Below are 15,959 nucleotides of genomic sequence, written 5' to 3'. Positions count from 1 at the left end.
AAAAATTAACTTTGTACTTCGTTTAAAAATTAAGTTTAATTTAATGAGACTACCACTTTCGTGGGAGGTAAACATGGCAAGAATACTAACAGGCATACAAAGTACAGGAACACCACATTTAGGAAATATTTTAGGTGCAATTTTACCAGCAATTGAACAAGCAGAAAATAAAGCTAATGACTCTTATTTATTTATTGCAGATTTACATTCTTTAACCCAAATTAAAGATGCTCAAACCTTACGTAATAACACCTATTCTACGGCGGCAGTTTGGATGGCTTTCGGATTAGATATTGAAAAAACTGTTTTCTACAGACAAAGCGATGTACCACAAGTTACTGAATTATCATGGTACCTTAACTGTTTCTTTCCTTTTAAACGTTTGGAGTTAGCACATAGTTTTAAGGATAAAGCAGATCGGTTAGACGATGTTAATGGTGGCTTATTTACCTACCCAATGTTGATGGCAGCTGATATATTATTGTATGACGCTGAGATCATTCCTGTTGGTAAAGACCAAGAGCAACATATTGAAATGACTCGTGATGTTGCCTCGCGTTTCCATGCGAAAATGGGCGGTGAAACCTTTGTTTTACCTAAAGCAGATATACAAAAAGATACCATGTTAATTCCTGGCACTGATGGTGCTAAAATGAGCAAAAGTAAAGGTAATATCATTAATATCTTCTTACCAGAAAAGAAACTGCGCAAACAAATAATGTCTATTGCAACAGATAGCACGCCTTTAGAAGACCCTAAAGATTGGGCAAATTGTAACTGCTTTGCTATTTATAGTTTATTAGCATCAGATAGTCAAATAACTGAAATGAAAGCTAATTACGAAGCTGGTCATTATGGTTATGGCCATGCTAAACAAGCTTTATATGAATTGATTTTGGAGCGTTTTGCTGAACCTAGAGAACGTTATAACTATTATATGAATAATCTTAACGAGGTTGATACTGCTTTAGCTAAAGGTGCTGCTAAAGCTAAGATTGTTGCAGATGATGTTTTGAAGCGTGTTAGAGATAAAGTTGGATATTAAATAACCTCAAACAACTTTCCAGGTAAAGGCCTTACAACACCTTTCAGTTCCATATTAAGTAAAATACCTGCTATTTTGTAGGTTGGCATTTCGCATTCTATAGCAATAACATCTAATACTTCTTTATTATTAGTTTTTAGAAAATTATATATTATTTTTTCATCAGGTTCTAACTCTACAAATAGTTGTTTTTGTACTGCTGGTTTTTTATCAGATTCTAATTCCCAGTTGAGCATATACGGAACATCTAAAGGGTTAGACAATAAATGTGCATTCTGAAACTTTATAAGATTATTACAACCTACACTTTGGCTATCTGTTGTTCGCCCAGGTACAGCAAACACCTCTCTGTTATAGGAGTTCGCTATATCTGCTGTTACTAAACTACCACCTTTTTCAGCGGACTCTATTACAATCGTAGCTTCGCTAAGACCAGCAATAATTCTGTTTCGTTTTAAAAAATTATTCCGATCAAAAGCATCTGTACTCCAAAAATCGGTATAAAATCCGCCATATTTTTCAACATCAGCTACATACTTTTTATGCACCTTAGGATAAATTTGGTTAAGGCCATGAGCCAAACAACCAATGGTCTGTAGCTTATGTTTTACAGCTGCTTTATGCGCCGTAATATCAGTTCCGTAAGCAAAACCTGAAACTATAATGGGATTATAAGCTGACAAGGTCTCTACCAATTTTTCACAAAAGGCAATACCACTAGTGGTAATTTTTCGAGCACCAACTATACTTATAATACGTTGTTGTTTTATATCAATATTCCCAGATTGAAATAATACTAGTGGTCCATCGATACAATGTTTTAGTTTTTCAGGATAACTATCTTCAGTAAAATAATGAGTAATAATATCATTCTCCTTAATAAATCGTAATTCATTTTCCGCATCTTCAAGGTGCGTTTTGTTAAACAACCCCTCAATAGTGATAGTTCCAATGCCATCGATTTTTAATAAATTAGATTTTTTCTCTTTTAAGACAGCTTCCGCAGATCCACAATGATTAATAAGCTTTTTAGCTGTTGTACCGCCAATTTTTGGCACGTGTTGTAAGGCTAAAGCAAAAATTAGTTGCTGATCTGTCATTTTAATACATTGATTTAAAGATTACAAGAAACTAATTTTTTTGATGTTAATAACTAAATCCTTTCAAACTTTTATCGTTTTCAAAAAATTTTAACTTTGTTCAACTATGCAATTAGAAACATACATAAGTGATTTGCTTTATCGGTACGACTGTATTACAGTGCCAGAGTTTGGTGCATTTTTAACTAATCGTGTTTCAGCTAAGGTTCATGATTCAACACATACATTTTACCCTCCAAAAAAAGTGCTCTCGTTTAATGAACAATTACAAGGTAATGATGGTTTACTAGGAAATTATATTGCCGAAATTGAAAAAATCCCTTATAATACTGCTATTGTGAAAGTTTCTAAGCAAGTAAAAGCTATTAAATCTTATTTAATACAAGGAGAAACAATACAGTTTAAAAATATTGGCGAATTAGTTTTAAATGCAGAAGGCAATATAGTTTTTAACCCTACTAACAGTATTAACTATCTAACGACTTCCTTTGGTTTATCTCATTTCACATCAGTCGATGTTAAACGCGAAACCCATAAACATATTGTAGAAGCTATTGAAGAAACGACACCTTTAGCTTTTACACCAGAAAAGCGATCTAATACTAATTGGTATAAATACGCTGCGGCTGCAGTTATTGTTTTAGGATTAGGTGGATATTTTGGTGCTAACTATTATAACAATTCTATTGAAACTCACAATCAGTTAGCGCAAGAAGAGGCTAATGTTCAGCTAGATGCAAAAGTACAAGAAGCTACTTTCTTTATTAGTAACCCCTTGCCTGCTGCTACACTTTCATTAGAGAAACAAACTGGCAACTACCATATTGTTGCTGGCGCATTTAGAGTTGAAGCTAATGTAGATAAAAAAATAAAGCAGCTTAGAGCTAAAGGTTACAAAGCCAGAAAAATTGGGACTAATCGTTATGGTTTGCATGAAGTGGTTTATTCTAGTTTTGAAACAAGAACAGAAGCACAAAACGCCCTTTATAAAATCCGTCGCGAACATAACAGAGATGCTTGGTTATTAATTAAGAAGCTCGATTAACCTTTTCTTATCTATTTATTTACCCAAAAGCATCTTATCTTTGCATAAATTTTAAAGCTTTATGCAATCAAGAACTGCCTTTCAGTCTAAAACAATAGTTACTGATTTAGTTTTACCTAGTGAAACGAATCCTATTAATAATTTATTCGGTGGCGAGTTGCTTGCTCGAATGGATCGTGCCGCAAGTATTGCCGCAAGACGTCATTCTAGACGGATTGTTGTTACTGCCTCAGTAAATCATGTTGCTTTTAATAGATCAGTGCCATTAGGCAGTGTTGTAATGATTGAAGCAAAAGTTTCTCGTGCTTTTACAAGCTCTATGGAGGTTTATATGGACGTTTGGATTGAGGACAGAGAGTCTGGAGAGTGCATTAAAGCTAATGAAGCTATTTACACCTTTGTTGCTGTAGATGAAACTGGGAGACCTGTAAAAGTACCTGCACTAGTGCCTGAAACTGAATTAGAAAGACAACGTTTTGATGCCGCACTAAGACGTAAACAATTGAGTTTACTTTTAGCTGGGAAAATAAAGCCTGATGATGCTACTGAGTTAAAAGCGCTTTTTGAATAGAGATTTTAATACTTAGACAACCAATATTGCGGATTAAGTTTCTGCTTGTCTTTAAATAGTCTAAAGTCTAATAAGCTTTCCCCATTTACTCTGCTTGTAAATACCTGCCCAATTACTTCGCCTGTACTTATTTTTTGACCCGATTTTACATAAATTTTGGAAAGGTTGTAATACACTGTAAAATAATTACCATGGCGAATCATAATCCCAGAATTAGCATTCTTAACGATAAACAACTTGTGTACCACACCATTAAATACTGCTTTAACCTCGGCATCTTTCTCTGTTGCTATTTTTACACCAGAGTTATTTACCTCAACAGTATTATCGATTAAAGAGCGGGTTTTTCCAAATTTACCCTTAATAACACCTCTAGACACTGGCCATCCTAGTTTACCTTTATTAGCTTGAAAATTAGATGCTAATTTTTTAGCTTCAGGTGTTAAAACAAACTTACCTGTAGATGTCTTTTTTCCTGCTTTTTTATTAGAAGAAGCAATAGCTTCTCTAATTAATCTATTTATTTCTTTATCTATACGATCTGCTTCTTGTCGTTTCTTTTTAATCTGTGCTGAAAATTTACTCATGTCAGACTTTATAGAAGCCATTAATATTTCGCGTTGTTGTTTTTCTTTTTCTAACTCACGCTTAGCTATTCTATTTTCTTCAATTAGTTTTTGTTTATCTTCTTTTTGCTTAGATAACTGAATATTTAACGCTTGTAATTCTGTAGTTTTTGTCTTTATAGATTCGCCTTGTTCCTTTTGATAATTAGCGTATTGTTTAATATATTGAAGCCTTTTGTACGCTTGTTTAAAATTATCTGAAGACAATAAAAACATCACTTTACTTTGCTCAGATTTACTTTTATAAGACTTTACTACCATAGCTGCATAATCATCTTTAAGCTCTTGTAATTGCGTTCTTAAACTTGTAATTTCTTTTTGATTAGAATTTATCTGTCGTGTAAGTAAATTGGCTTGTTGGTTAGTTATTCTAATAAGGTTTTCTCTTGCACTAACTTTAGCATTAAGATTTTCAATTAGTGTAATTTCAGATTTTTGTTCTTTCTTTTTAGAGTATAATAAAGCATTTATCTGCTTCATTTCTTTTAAAACTTGCTGACGCTGTGCTTCTAGTTTTTTCTGCTTGTCGCTCTGTGAAAATAATGATGTAGAGGAAGCTAAAAACCCAACAACAAAAAGAATATAAAATCGTTTAGAACTCATTATTTTATTACTATTTCTTTATAGCCTTCTGGTATATTAAAAGGAAATCGCAACTCTTGATTTAAAGATACTGACTTAAACTCTAAATTAATTGCCACTTCATCAGCATTGTCTACCGCTATTATCCTAACGTCTTTTGGTAAAACTTGTTTATCTACATCTTGATAAGATTTATAATCTACTTGAAGAATGCGTTTTTTTAATTGCTGTGTTAATTGCAGACTATCCATCTTAAAATGCGATGGATTAATTAAATAAAATAACTCTAAAAGTGTACTCTGATTTTTAGGTTGCAGCGCATACGAATTTTCATTAACTGAAACCGTATGTGGTTGATCTTTCAGACCAAAAACAGCCTGACCTAATAATATATTCTGAACTTTATTGAAGTCTAAATCTATACCTACAAAATCACTAAGTAAGGCATAATCACCATCAAAATATTCGTTGTCTTGTTTATTATAAAATCGAACGTTTTCTGGTGTAATCATCATTCTTGCTAGACCCAATGGTGCACTCAACCAAATCACCTTGTCTTTTTCCATCCGAAAACTAAAAGTTAAACCTTGTTCTTTATCTCCTTGGATTAGATCTATTCTTACTCTAGCTTGCATAGTTTTAAAATATGCATCATTCTTTTGATGTTGCTTAATCACTTGCTTGGCAGATAGATTATTACTGGCTTCACCAGAAGCAATAACACTTTTAGCTGATTTACAATTTGTTAGAAATAGCATCAAAATGAGTACTGAGATGACTTTTGTAAATTGAATCGTTTTATTATTTTGTTCTTTTCTCATTCTATTCTTTGAGATTCCTTCCTTCGCAGGAATTTGTTATTGTTGTGCTTTTAGGGCTTGTGCCTTTTTAGCAAACGTCTCAGATTTGTTAATATTATTTTGTGCTTTGTAGGCCAAACTCAACTCAGAGTAAAAATCGCTTTCCATATTTGGGTTGTCAATTAAGAAATCTAATCCCATTTCGAGATTCTCAATCGCTTTTTTGCTATTACCAAGTTTGTTATTTGCTACTCCATTAACCAAATACAAGATTGGTTGTGCAGGATATAATTCTAACGCGTCACCACTGTCTTTTACAACGGCTTTAAAGTCCTCAACATCTAATTGAAGTAATAATACGTCTTTAATGAGTTTAAAGTCATTAGGGTCTTGTTTTAAAGCGTCTTTAAAATTAGCTAATGCTTTTACTTTATCGCCTGCTTTGAGATAGTATCTACCTAAATCCTCATGAGTTTGAGCATCTTTACTATCATCAATGAGTGCTGTGATATCAACCAAATCACTTTCGTATTCTGGATTTTTAGCTACAAATGAAACAAAATCCTTTAGAACTTTTGCTTTCGCGTCTGCATTTATAACTGGACTTGTTAATGCAATTTTTACAGAACTAATTGCTTCTTCAACTTTATCATCTTGCAAATAAAATTTATACAATGCTAAATGGACAAATTTAGAGTCTGGCTTTATTTTTAAGAGATTTTTAGCTACTTTATAAGCATTCTTTTTATCACCTGTTTGGCTGTATCTATAAATTAGTTTTAAATGATTTTCTTCATTATTAGGGTTATTAGCTATCCGTTCTTCTAAATTTTCTATACGATCATCTGCATTACCTGTAATACTATAAATATCATTACGCATGTTGTCTCTGGGTTCGCTAACACCTAACTCTTCATCGAGTTCATCTAAAAGATCTAAGGCTTGTTTGTAGCGTTTTTCCCTAATATAAAGTGCTGCTAAATCCTCTTTGTAATCTGGATGATATTTAACCAGTTGTTTAATCGTTTTTATAGCGTTGTTAATATCGTCTTGTTGAAAGTAAACATCATAAAGCTCATCTAAAAACCATTCATTATCTGGCTGCATACTTATGGCTTTTTTGAGGTTATCCTCTGCCGCACCAAAATTTTTAAGTTTATTATAGTTTTTACCTAGTTCAAAATAAATCACTGGTCTTTTACTGTCTAAATTTAGACACTTATACAGTGATTCAACGGCTCGATCATAATTCTCTATTCCTTTTTGTTTTATGGCTTCGAAAAAATGTTCTTGAAATTCGTCTTCTACATTTCCTAAGTCGTCGTCTGGCGGTTTGTTAAAATTGACTTGGGCAATAGTAAGCATCGGCACTAAAAGAAGTGCTATTGAAAGTCTTGCTATTTTTTTATTCAATTTCATATACGATTCTTCGCTTTATCTTGTCTTGCGCGACAGTTGAAAAGCTCTAAATGACATTATAGTTTTCAAAAGTTATTCCAAACTTAGATAAGATTCCCGACTGTGCAGAAATGACAACTAATTTTTATTCCATTTGTGTATAATCACCAATACTAATCTTAGTGAAGTTACCATTATACTTTACATGATTACCAATCATGGCTTCGTCTAAATTAGCGTTTTTAATAGTTGTTTGGTTTTGAATTAGGCTATTTTTAACGCTCGAGTCTTCTAATACGCAATCTTTCCCAATAGAAACGTTTGGTCCTACTGATGTATTGCGTAAAACTGTACCTGCTCCGATAAAGCATGGCTCAATGATGTTTGAGTTTTCTAATATTACTGAATCATGTACTAATTGCTCAACATTATCTGAAGTTAAAAATCCTAACATTCTAGCATTAGTTTCGAGTGTTACATTCTTGTTTCCACAATCCATCCACTCATCTACAGAGCCTGTTTTAAAAACTCTACCATCAGCCATCATACGTTTAATACCGTCATTAATTTGATATTCCCCACCATTCATAATATTCTCATCTAATATCTCTTGAAGCTTTTCTTTTAAAACAGCAACATCTTTGAAATAATAAATACCTATTACAGCTTGGTCGCTTACAAAGCTTTCTGGTTTTTCTACCAACTCAACAATGCTTTCGTTTTCATCTAACTTCACTACACCATAGGCCTCTGGGTTAGCAACACGCTTTGTCCAAATAACACTATCAGCTGTTGGGTCTAAATCGAACTCAGCTCTAATCAGCGTATCTGCATAAGCAATTACTGCAGGACCAGATAAAGATGGTTTTGCACTCATAATGGCATGGCCAGTTCCTAAAGGCTGGTCTTGTCTATAAATGGATGCTTTTGCTCCTAAACCTTCTGCAAGTTCAGTTAAACTTTCAACCACATCATTTCCAAAAAATGCTGGATCTCCTAAAACAAAAGCGATTTCCTCTATGGGTTGCTTTAATACTTTAGCAATATCTTTTACTAAACGATGTACAATGGGTTGACCTGCAACTGGGATTAATGGTTTTGGTACTGTTAAACTGTGTGGTCTAAGGCGAGATCCTCTGCCTGCCATTGGGACTATTATTTTCATCGAAAAACTTGTATTTTGTTTCCAAAAAAGTGGAAATCTATTTATTGTTAAACTTTATTTTATGTTTAAGGTCTCGACTTACTTCGTAAGCTAACTTCAATCAAAATATATTTCAATCTCGTTAATACACGACCGGACATTCTCTTTATTTGACACCAGTACTTCCGAAACCACCTTCTCCTCTTTCAGTTGAGGATAATTCTTTTGTTTCTTCCCATTCAGCACGTTCGTGTTTTGCAATGACTAACTGAGCAATACGCTCACCATTATTTATAGTGAAGTCTTCATTAGACAAATTTACTAAGATAACTCCTATCTCCCCTCTATAATCAGCATCTACTGTTCCTGGTGCATTTAAAACTGTAATTCCTTTTTTCGCAGCTAAACCACTTCTTGGTCTTACTTGTGCTTCTGTCCCTATTGGCAATTCTATAAATAAGCCTGTACCAACTATGGTACGTTCTAATGGTTTAAGAATTCTAGATTCTGTTATGCTTGCACGTAAATCCATACCAGCTGAGGCTATGGTTTCGTAATGTGGTAAATCGTGTCTTGATTTGTTTATTATTTTAATTTTCATGTTTCTTTCTGTCTGTTCGAGCGCAGTCGAGAACTAATTATATCTTTCTTACTTCTAAAGTAACCTCTCGACTGCGCTCGAGGGGACAAATTATTCTATTTATGTTTGTCGATTTCTTCTTCTAATAAATTAATTATTGATACCATTTCTCCTCTTAAAACTGGGCCTTCTTCAAAAATAGGTCTCATCCAACCGCTTAATTGAAGAATTATGTTATTATACTGTTGAGATTCGAAAAAGTTAATAAGATTTTTTTTAATTTCTAATGCTTCTTCATTATTACCATCACTTTTTAAATATCTGAAACTAAATAAAGGTTGTCCTACCTCATAAGGATAGAGGCTTTGTGTTGAAGTCAATTGAGATCCTTTTTCTTCTTCTTGATAATCTCTAATTAAGTCTTGAAGCCTGGCTATTTTACTTTTTAAAGCATCATTAGATATTAACTCTATTTTACCCGAGTTAATTACAGAATTATAAATGCCTTGGAAAGGATCGAACGTATAATTACCATTTACCTTCTGTAGCATTGAAATTAAACTATCAGCAGATAAAGGCTTTAAATCTGCTAATAGTGAGTACTCCATTCCTTTTTTACGGTTTTGATGAAACTTATAAGCTATATCGAATTTCTCGAGGTTTTCTTTAAATTCCCCAAGTAAGCTTTTAATAATTTTCTGTTCTTCTTTTTTAAGTTCTTTATTGTTATTCCATGTATTGACCTGTAATGCTAACAAAATCCCTATCATTACTAGAATGATTTCTCCGATAGCATATTTGAGATAGCGACCCATTTTGTTTTCAATGAGCATTTGCTTTCTTATTTTATTGAAGAATTTAATCATTAATAATAATTCAGCTTTTTAAGACTTGTTTTAGTTGCTTCTTTTCCAATAGAATAACGATACCCAAAAATACGATTAACATTGTAATTCCTATAATATAATTCTCGCGATAGTTATAGAAAAATATGAACGAGAATAGAATGGAAATCGATAGATATAAGCTTATTTTTTTTAGGTTATAGGGAATCGGGTAATATTTTTTTCCTAAGTAAAATGAGACTAACATCATAAGTGCATAGGCAGATAACGTCGCTATTGCAGAGCCTTTAAAACCTATAATAGGAATTAGTATATAATTTAGAATTAATGTTATGACAGCACCAAATATTGAAATATAGGCACCGAATTTAGTGCGATCCGTAATTTTATACCAAACTGAGAGGTTATGATATATCCCTAAACAAAAGTTAGCCAAAAGAATAAAAGGTAAAATCCACATGGCTTCATAATAAGATTCACTTAGAATAATATAAGGCTTTAAAAGATCTGCAAAAACAACGACAACTAAAAGAATAATTGAACCTAAAGCAATAAAATACTCTAAAATCTTAGCATAATTTTTTTGTGGGTTTACTGATTTGGAATGACTAAAAAAATAAGGTTCTATACCTAGACGAAATGCGGTTGCAAACAAGGTCATAAACACGGCCAGTTTGTAACAGGCTGAGTACATTCCTATTTGCTTTTCGGCTACATCTGCTGGTAATAACTTTTCTAATAAAATACGGTCGAAGGTTTCATTTACAGAGTAAGCGATACCTGCAATAAGTACTGGCATGGCATAACGCATCATTTTTTTCCATAACGCAATATCAAATTTAAATTTGATTTTATTGTAAAACGGAAGCAATAGAAGTAATGTTAATCCACTAGCAATTACATTAGAAAGAAAAATATAACTGATTTCAAAATCTGCTTCATAAATACTATTAAAAAATGAATTCCCTTCTGCTAAATCTTTCAAATACAAAAGGAAGAAAATACTGAGTCCTAAATTGACAGCCACATTAAAAATTTTAATCACTGCATAACGCATAGGTCTTGCAGTTGCTCGTAACCAAGAGAACGGAATAATAACTAAAGCATCGAATAAAAGAATAATAAAAACTAAGTTGAGATACTTTAGATTTATATTTATTAATAAGGAAATTTGATGTCTAAACAGAAAAGCGATACCTAATAATGCAAATGAACTAATAATTAATGAAATCGCGGAAGTACTAGTCACTTTTTCCTGATTATCTTCCTTATTAAAAAATCTAAAAAAAGCAGTTTCCATGCCGTAGGCCAATACCACATTAAAAAGGACAAAATAGGCAAATATAAAGGAAACACGACCATACTCTTCTACAGATAATACCTCTGGGTTGGTATAAAGCGGAACTAAAATAAAACTCAACATTCGAGGTAATACAGTTGCTAAACCATATATAAATGTTTGCTTAAAAAGTGATTTGAATCCGCTCAATCTAATAAATTATAATGTCACCCAAAAGTATTAAATATTAATGGGTCTTTTGGTTCGATGAAATAAAAAAGCCTTACTAAATGTAAGGCTTAAAATGTATGTAATGTTATAATTTCTAATTATCGTCTTCCTCATCATCTAAAGATGCCATACCAGTTGATTCACTTTTAGTGTAAATCGATGGTGGTCCGTTTTCATAATAGGTACCCGCCACTTCATTTAAACCTATAACCTTAATGTATTTAGTGGCACCGTTTTCTTTATAACTAATAGCACACTCGTTATCACCGATTACAAATGGATAATCTGCAGGTGCCTCTGACTTCGTAAAAGTGTAATTTTGTGAAGTGTTCTTAAGCAGAGCATAGTATTTACCATTTTTCTTAGTTAATTTTCCTTTAAGGTTTCTAAAGTAAACTTGATCAATTTGAACATTTTTAGCAATATCGGTAATGGGAAGAAATATATTGATTCCTGTTCCACCAACTTTAATACCTGCATACCATTCTTGAAAGTAAGCGGGTTTAACTTTAAATGGTGCTTGCTCCTCGAAAGTAGCTGTAGTTGCTTTTGGACTTGCACATTGATAAGTCGTTGATAAAATAACTCCGAAAATTATGGCGTAGGTAGCCATTTTAAGTAGTCTCATGGGATATAGGTTAAGATTTGGAATGGCAATATATACAAAAACTGTAATAATCACCTTAAAATTCGTTATATAACGATGAAGAGATTTATTTTGTAGGTGTATTCTTAATTGAGATGTTAAGACAAGAAAAAACCTAGCTGATGATAGCTAGGTTTTTTGAATTTTATAAAAAGTCTTCTGTTGTGACAGAAATTTAGTAGTTATTCAATACTTCAACTTCAATTTAAAATTTGACTTATTCTTAATTATTAAGCGCTTCAGCTCCACCAACAATCTCTAAGATTTCGTTAGTAATAGCCGCTTGTCTTGCTTTATTATATGTTAACTTAAGTTGATCTCTCAACTCAGTTGCATTATCTGTTGCCTTGTGCATCGCTGTCATACGAGCACCATGTTCTGAAGCAAAAGAATCTCTTATGCCCTTAAACAATTGTGTTTTTAATGATTTAGGAATTAATGCTTCAACAATTTCTTGCTTAGATGGTTCAAAAAGATAATCTGAATTAGTATTAGCTTCCCCTTCCATCGGCACGATTGGTAAAAACTGTTCAGTCATTACAATTTGTGTCGCAGCATTTTTAAAATTGTTATATACTAATTCAATTTTATCAAAATCACCTTCAGCAAATTTCTCCATAAGCATCTCAGCTATATCAGCAACATTATCAAAGGTTAAATCATCAAAGACTTCGCTTTTGTTAGCTATAACTCTATTCTGCTTTACAAAAGCATCATTTGCCTTCTTTCCAATAGCTAGTACAGAGACGTTCTTGTCGCCGTAAACATCGTTTATTAAAACATTCGTCTGTTTTATAATGTTAGAGTTAAAAGCACCACACAACCCTCTATTTGAAGTAATAGCAACTATTAAAACATTATTAACTTCTCTTTGAACAGAATACTTACTCCCAGAATCTGCATCTAAAGTTGCACTTAAACTTTGAAGTAACTCAGTTAACTTATTAGAGTAAGGACGCATAGCAGTAATAGCATCTTGAGCTTTCTTTAACTTAGCAGCAGAAACCATTTTCATGGCACTAGTAATCTGCATTGTTGAAGATACTGATGATATTCTGTTACGTATTTCTTTTAAGTTTGCCATAGTCTATTATTGAGATTCTGAAAACAAATTCAGAATGACATTAAGGTTTTATGCTCTATATTTTCCTGAAAGATCTTTTGCCACATTTGTTAATGTATCAATAACCTCATCAGTTAATTTACCAGCTTTTAAAGTACTTAAAACATCACTATGCTTAGCTTTCAAAAACTCTAGGTAATCTCTTTGAAATTCTCTTACTTTCTCTACAGGAACATCTCTTAATAAGTTTTTAGAACCTGCATAAATAATAGCAACCTGATCTTCTACTCTAAAAGGATCATTCTGCGCTTGCTTTAAAATTTCAACATTACGCTTTCCTTTTTCAATTACATTTAAAGTAACTGCATCTAAATCTGATCCAAACTTAGCAAACGCTTCTAATTCACGGTACTGAGCTTGATCTAATTTTAATGTTCCAGATACTTTCTTCATTGATTTAATCTGTGCATTACCACCAACACGAGATACAGAAATACCCACGTTAATTGCTGGACGTACACCAGAGTTAAATAAATCACCATCTAAGAAAATCTGACCATCTGTAATAGAAATTACATTGGTTGGGATGTATGCCGATACGTCACCTGCTTGTGTTTCAATAATTGGTAATGCAGTTAAAGAACCACCACCTTTTACTAATGGCTTTAATGACTCTGGTAAGTCATTCATTTCTTTGGCAATTGCATCATTATTAATGATTTTTGCAGAACGCTCTAATAATCTTGAGTGTAAATAAAATACATCACCAGGATATGCCTCACGTCCAGGAGGACGTCTTAGTAATAAAGATACCTCACGGTAAGCAACGGCTTGTTTTGATAAATCATCAAATACAATTAAAGCTGGTCTACCAGTATCTCTAAAATATTCCCCAATAGATGCTCCAGTCATTGGTGCATATACCTGCATTGCAGCAGGATCTGATGCATTTGCAGCTACTATTGTTGTATAAGCTAAAGCTCCTTTTTCTTCTAAAGTTTTAGCAATTAAAGCTACTGTTGAAGCTTTTTGGCCTACAGCAACATAGATACAATATACAGGCTCACCCGCATCGTAAAATTCTTTTTGGTTAATAATAGTATCAATACAAACAGCTGTTTTACCAGTTTGACGATCGCCAATTACCAATTCACGTTGTCCTCTACCCACAGGAATCATAGCGTCAATTGCTTTAATACCTGTTTGCATTGGCTCAGTTACCGGCTCTCTATAAATAACACCTGGTGCTTTACGCTCTAAAGGCATTTCATAGGTTTCACCAGTAATTGGTCCTTTACCATCTATAGGGTTACCTAAAGTATCTACAACACGACCAACAATACCTTCACCTACTTTAATAGATGCGATACGTTCTGTACGTTTTACTGTAGAGCCCTCTCTTACTCCTACTGAAGTACCTAAAAGTACAATACCTACGTTATCTTCTTCAAGGTTAAGTACGATACCTTCTGCACCTCCTTCGAATTCAACTAATTCTCCATATTGAGCATTAGCTAATCCGTAAGCACGCACAATACCATCACCTACAGTTAATACTGTTCCTACTTCGTCTAATGAAGCTCCTGCTTCGAAGCCTGAAAGTTGTTGTTTTAAGATTGCTGATATTTCAGCTGGTTTTACTTCTGCCATCTTTATTTATATTAGATAGATATTATCTTAATTTAATGTAAATTCTCTTTTTAATTTATCGAGTTTATTAGCGATACTAGCATTATACTGAATATCACCAACTCGCAAAATGAAACCACCTAAAATGCTTTCATCTATTATATTTTCAACTTCTGCCTCCTTACCTGTAAGTTCTTTTACTTTAGCCAATACTTTGGTCTTTAAATCAGTACTTAGAGGTATCGCCGTAGTAACAGTTGCTACTTGTGTTCCTCTCATCTGATCATACAACTGAGTAAAACTAGCAGCTACATCATTTAAAAGTGCTAGTCTTTTATTTGAAATTAAAGTGTCTATAAGATTCGTTGTAGCAACATTAGCGTCTTTAAATACTGATGTTAATACCGCTTTCTTATCTGAAGATCTTACTACAGGACTTTGAAGTATTTGACTTAAATCTTCACTCTGAGAAATAGCATTAGTGATAGATTTCATATCACCATTGACCACTTCAGCAGATTTATTATCTGTTGCTAAGCTTAAAACTGCTTTTGCATAACGTATTGCTGCTCTTGATCCTGACATCTATCTTAGTTTAAAGTTGCTTCACCCAACATATCTTCAACCAATTTTAATTGCTTGTCTTTGTTAGATAATTCTTCACGTACTACTTTTTCAGCAATGCTTAATGATAAACCTGCAACATGACTTTTTAATTCTGCCATAGCTGCTTTCTTTTCACTTTCTATTGCTACTTGAGCTTGCTCAATCATTTTACTTGCTTGGGCTTGTGCTTCGTCTTTTGCATCAGCAACAATCTTATTCTTCATATCACGAGCGTCTTTTAACATCGCTTCGCGCTCAGCACGTGCTTCTTGTAAAATACGTTCGTTATCTGCATGAAGATTTTGCATTTCTAGTTTTGCTTTTTCAGCAGACGCTAAAGCATCTTTGATGCCATCTTCTCTTTCCTCAACAGCGCCAAGGATAGGTTTCCATGCAAACTTTCTTAGTATAAAAAGTAATATTAAAAATGTAATTAACGTCCAAAAGACTAATCCTAATTCAGGTGTAATTAAATCCATTCTGTTTTTTTTAAAATAACTTAAATTTTAAAAATACAGAAGCAACCAACCGTTACTTCTGTATTTTAATGTCTTACCCTTGTAAGAAAGCAACAACAACACCAAATAGTGCTACCGCTTCTACGAAGGCTGCTAAGATTAATGCAGAAGATTGAATCTTTCCGTGCATTTCTGGTTGACGAGCCATAGCTTCCATAGCTGATCCACCAATCTTACCAATACCAACACCAGCTCCAATAGCTGCTAAACCAGCTCCAATAGCTGCAATTCCAGTAATAGTCATAATATAA

General features: G+C 33.1%; 17 protein-coding genes. 3 read left to right on the top strand and 14 right to left on the bottom strand.

Annotated elements, in window-relative coordinates; genetic code table 11:
• Positions 1 to 73: 73 nt before the first annotated feature.
• Entirely contained in the window at positions 74 to 1,045 is a 972-nt protein-coding gene (trpS, locus tag ACFWU4_RS02455) for a tryptophan--tRNA ligase (protein ID WP_411127212.1), read from the top strand.
• Here the strand turns inward: trpS and dprA are convergent.
• Positions 1,042 to 2,145: a DNA-processing protein DprA gene (gene dprA / locus ACFWU4_RS02450; protein WP_411124521.1), complete on the bottom strand. Its 1,104-nt coding sequence runs from the start codon at positions 2,143 to 2,145 to the stop codon at positions 1,042 to 1,044. The genes trpS and dprA overlap by 4 nt on opposite strands.
• Positions 2,146 to 2,251: 106 nt before the next feature.
• Between dprA and ACFWU4_RS02445 the strand changes: the two genes are divergently transcribed.
• Both ACFWU4_RS02445 and ACFWU4_RS02440 read left to right on the top strand, forming a co-directional pair.
• Positions 2,252 to 3,190: an SPOR domain-containing protein gene (locus ACFWU4_RS02445; RefSeq protein ID WP_411124519.1), complete on the top strand. Its 939-nt coding sequence runs from the start codon at positions 2,252 to 2,254 to the stop codon at positions 3,188 to 3,190.
• A 61-nt stretch (positions 3,191 to 3,251) separates the two neighbouring features.
• Positions 3,252 to 3,761, top strand: a complete 510-nt coding sequence (locus tag ACFWU4_RS02440; RefSeq protein ID WP_411124517.1) for an acyl-CoA thioesterase — start codon at positions 3,252 to 3,254, stop codon at positions 3,759 to 3,761.
• 5 nt (positions 3,762 to 3,766) lie between these two features.
• Here ACFWU4_RS02440 and ACFWU4_RS02435 read toward each other — a convergent pair whose 3' ends face one another.
• The 13 genes from ACFWU4_RS02435 to atpE form a co-directional block, all read right to left on the bottom strand.
• Positions 3,767 to 4,990, bottom strand: coding sequence for a murein hydrolase activator EnvC family protein (locus ACFWU4_RS02435; RefSeq protein WP_411124515.1), 1,224 nt, complete (start codon positions 4,988 to 4,990; stop codon positions 3,767 to 3,769).
• Positions 4,990 to 5,790: a DUF4292 domain-containing protein gene (locus ACFWU4_RS02430; protein WP_411124513.1), complete on the bottom strand. Its 801-nt coding sequence runs from the start codon at positions 5,788 to 5,790 to the stop codon at positions 4,990 to 4,992. Before ACFWU4_RS02430 ends, ACFWU4_RS02435 begins: the two co-directional genes overlap by 1 nt.
• Before the next feature lie 36 nt (positions 5,791 to 5,826).
• Positions 5,827 to 7,188 carry a tetratricopeptide repeat protein gene (locus tag ACFWU4_RS02425; RefSeq protein WP_411124511.1) on the bottom strand — a complete coding sequence of 454 codons (1,362 nt, stop codon included), beginning with the start codon at positions 7,186 to 7,188 and terminating at the stop codon, positions 5,827 to 5,829.
• A gap of 124 nt (positions 7,189 to 7,312) precedes the next feature.
• Positions 7,313 to 8,332, bottom strand: coding sequence for a sugar nucleotidyltransferase (locus ACFWU4_RS02420; protein ID WP_411124509.1), 1,020 nt, complete (start codon positions 8,330 to 8,332; stop codon positions 7,313 to 7,315).
• Positions 8,333 to 8,477: 145 nt separating this feature from the next.
• The gene (gene dut / locus ACFWU4_RS02415; RefSeq protein ID WP_411124507.1) at positions 8,478 to 8,912 is read right to left on the bottom strand and encodes a dUTP diphosphatase; all 435 of its coding nucleotides are present in this window, start codon (positions 8,910 to 8,912) and stop codon (positions 8,478 to 8,480) included.
• Positions 8,913 to 9,007: 95 nt separating this feature from the next.
• Positions 9,008 to 9,757, bottom strand: a complete 750-nt coding sequence (locus tag ACFWU4_RS02410) for a DUF6090 family protein (protein ID WP_411124505.1) — start codon at positions 9,755 to 9,757, stop codon at positions 9,008 to 9,010.
• A 10-nt stretch (positions 9,758 to 9,767) separates the two neighbouring features.
• Positions 9,768 to 11,225, bottom strand: coding sequence for an oligosaccharide flippase family protein (locus ACFWU4_RS02405; RefSeq protein ID WP_411124503.1), 1,458 nt, complete (start codon positions 11,223 to 11,225; stop codon positions 9,768 to 9,770).
• 115 nt (positions 11,226 to 11,340) lie between these two features.
• Positions 11,341 to 11,874 (bottom strand): hypothetical protein, encoded by a 534-nt coding sequence (locus ACFWU4_RS02400; RefSeq protein WP_411124501.1) that lies wholly within the window; start codon positions 11,872 to 11,874, stop codon positions 11,341 to 11,343.
• A 241-nt stretch (positions 11,875 to 12,115) separates the two neighbouring features.
• Positions 12,116 to 12,976, bottom strand: a complete 861-nt coding sequence (atpG, locus tag ACFWU4_RS02395) for an ATP synthase F1 subunit gamma (RefSeq protein WP_411124499.1) — start codon at positions 12,974 to 12,976, stop codon at positions 12,116 to 12,118.
• A gap of 48 nt (positions 12,977 to 13,024) precedes the next feature.
• A complete protein-coding gene (atpA, locus tag ACFWU4_RS02390) occupies positions 13,025 to 14,605 on the bottom strand; it encodes a F0F1 ATP synthase subunit alpha (RefSeq protein ID WP_411124497.1) in 1,581 nt (526 codons plus the stop codon).
• A gap of 27 nt (positions 14,606 to 14,632) precedes the next feature.
• Positions 14,633 to 15,169, bottom strand: coding sequence for an ATP synthase F1 subunit delta (gene atpH, locus ACFWU4_RS02385; RefSeq protein WP_411124495.1), 537 nt, complete (start codon positions 15,167 to 15,169; stop codon positions 14,633 to 14,635).
• A gap of 5 nt (positions 15,170 to 15,174) precedes the next feature.
• Positions 15,175 to 15,669 (bottom strand): F0F1 ATP synthase subunit B, encoded by a 495-nt coding sequence (locus ACFWU4_RS02380; RefSeq protein WP_411124493.1) that lies wholly within the window; start codon positions 15,667 to 15,669, stop codon positions 15,175 to 15,177.
• 73 nt (positions 15,670 to 15,742) lie between these two features.
• A complete protein-coding gene (gene atpE, locus ACFWU4_RS02375) occupies positions 15,743 to 15,952 on the bottom strand; it encodes an ATP synthase F0 subunit C (RefSeq protein ID WP_034042296.1) in 210 nt (69 codons plus the stop codon).
• Between the last annotated feature and the right edge of the window lie 7 nt (positions 15,953 to 15,959).

The organism is Winogradskyella sp. PE311 (assembly GCF_046545555.1).
In the GTDB taxonomy this organism is placed as follows: Bacteria; Bacteroidota; Bacteroidia; order Flavobacteriales; family Flavobacteriaceae; genus Winogradskyella.
This window is presented reverse-complemented; position numbering and strand designations above follow the sequence as displayed.

Excerpts from the sequence above, each read along its gene's own strand:
- ACFWU4_RS02400 (WP_411124501.1), bottom strand. The coding sequence starts at position 11,874 with ATGAGACTACTTAAAATGGCTACCTACGCCATAATTTTCGGAGTTATT.
- ACFWU4_RS02420 (WP_411124509.1), bottom strand. The coding sequence starts at position 8,332 with ATGAAAATAATAGTCCCAATGGCAGGCAGAGGATCTCGCCTTAGACCA.
- trpS (WP_411127212.1), top strand. The coding sequence starts at position 74 with ATGGCAAGAATACTAACAGGCATACAAAGTACAGGAACACCACATTTA.
- atpG (WP_411124499.1), bottom strand. The coding sequence starts at position 12,976 with ATGGCAAACTTAAAAGAAATACGTAACAGAATATCATCAGTATCTTCA.
- atpE (WP_034042296.1), bottom strand. The coding sequence starts at position 15,952 with ATGACTATTACTGGAATTGCAGCTATTGGAGCTGGTTTAGCAGCTATT.
- atpH (WP_411124495.1), bottom strand. The coding sequence starts at position 15,169 with ATGTCAGGATCAAGAGCAGCAATACGTTATGCAAAAGCAGTTTTAAGC.
- dut (WP_411124507.1), bottom strand. The coding sequence starts at position 8,912 with ATGAAAATTAAAATAATAAACAAATCAAGACACGATTTACCACATTAC.
- ACFWU4_RS02435 (WP_411124515.1), bottom strand. The coding sequence starts at position 4,990 with ATGAGTTCTAAACGATTTTATATTCTTTTTGTTGTTGGGTTTTTAGCT.
- ACFWU4_RS02425 (WP_411124511.1), bottom strand. The coding sequence starts at position 7,188 with ATGAAATTGAATAAAAAAATAGCAAGACTTTCAATAGCACTTCTTTTA.
- ACFWU4_RS02440 (WP_411124517.1), top strand. The coding sequence starts at position 3,252 with ATGCAATCAAGAACTGCCTTTCAGTCTAAAACAATAGTTACTGATTTA.
- ACFWU4_RS02430 (WP_411124513.1), bottom strand. The coding sequence starts at position 5,790 with ATGAGAAAAGAACAAAATAATAAAACGATTCAATTTACAAAAGTCATC.
- ACFWU4_RS02410 (WP_411124505.1), bottom strand. The coding sequence starts at position 9,757 with ATGATTAAATTCTTCAATAAAATAAGAAAGCAAATGCTCATTGAAAAC.
- ACFWU4_RS02445 (WP_411124519.1), top strand. The coding sequence starts at position 2,252 with ATGCAATTAGAAACATACATAAGTGATTTGCTTTATCGGTACGACTGT.
- dprA (WP_411124521.1), bottom strand. The coding sequence starts at position 2,145 with ATGACAGATCAGCAACTAATTTTTGCTTTAGCCTTACAACACGTGCCA.
- atpA (WP_411124497.1), bottom strand. The coding sequence starts at position 14,605 with ATGGCAGAAGTAAAACCAGCTGAAATATCAGCAATCTTAAAACAACAA.
- ACFWU4_RS02380 (WP_411124493.1), bottom strand. The coding sequence starts at position 15,669 with ATGGATTTAATTACACCTGAATTAGGATTAGTCTTTTGGACGTTAATT.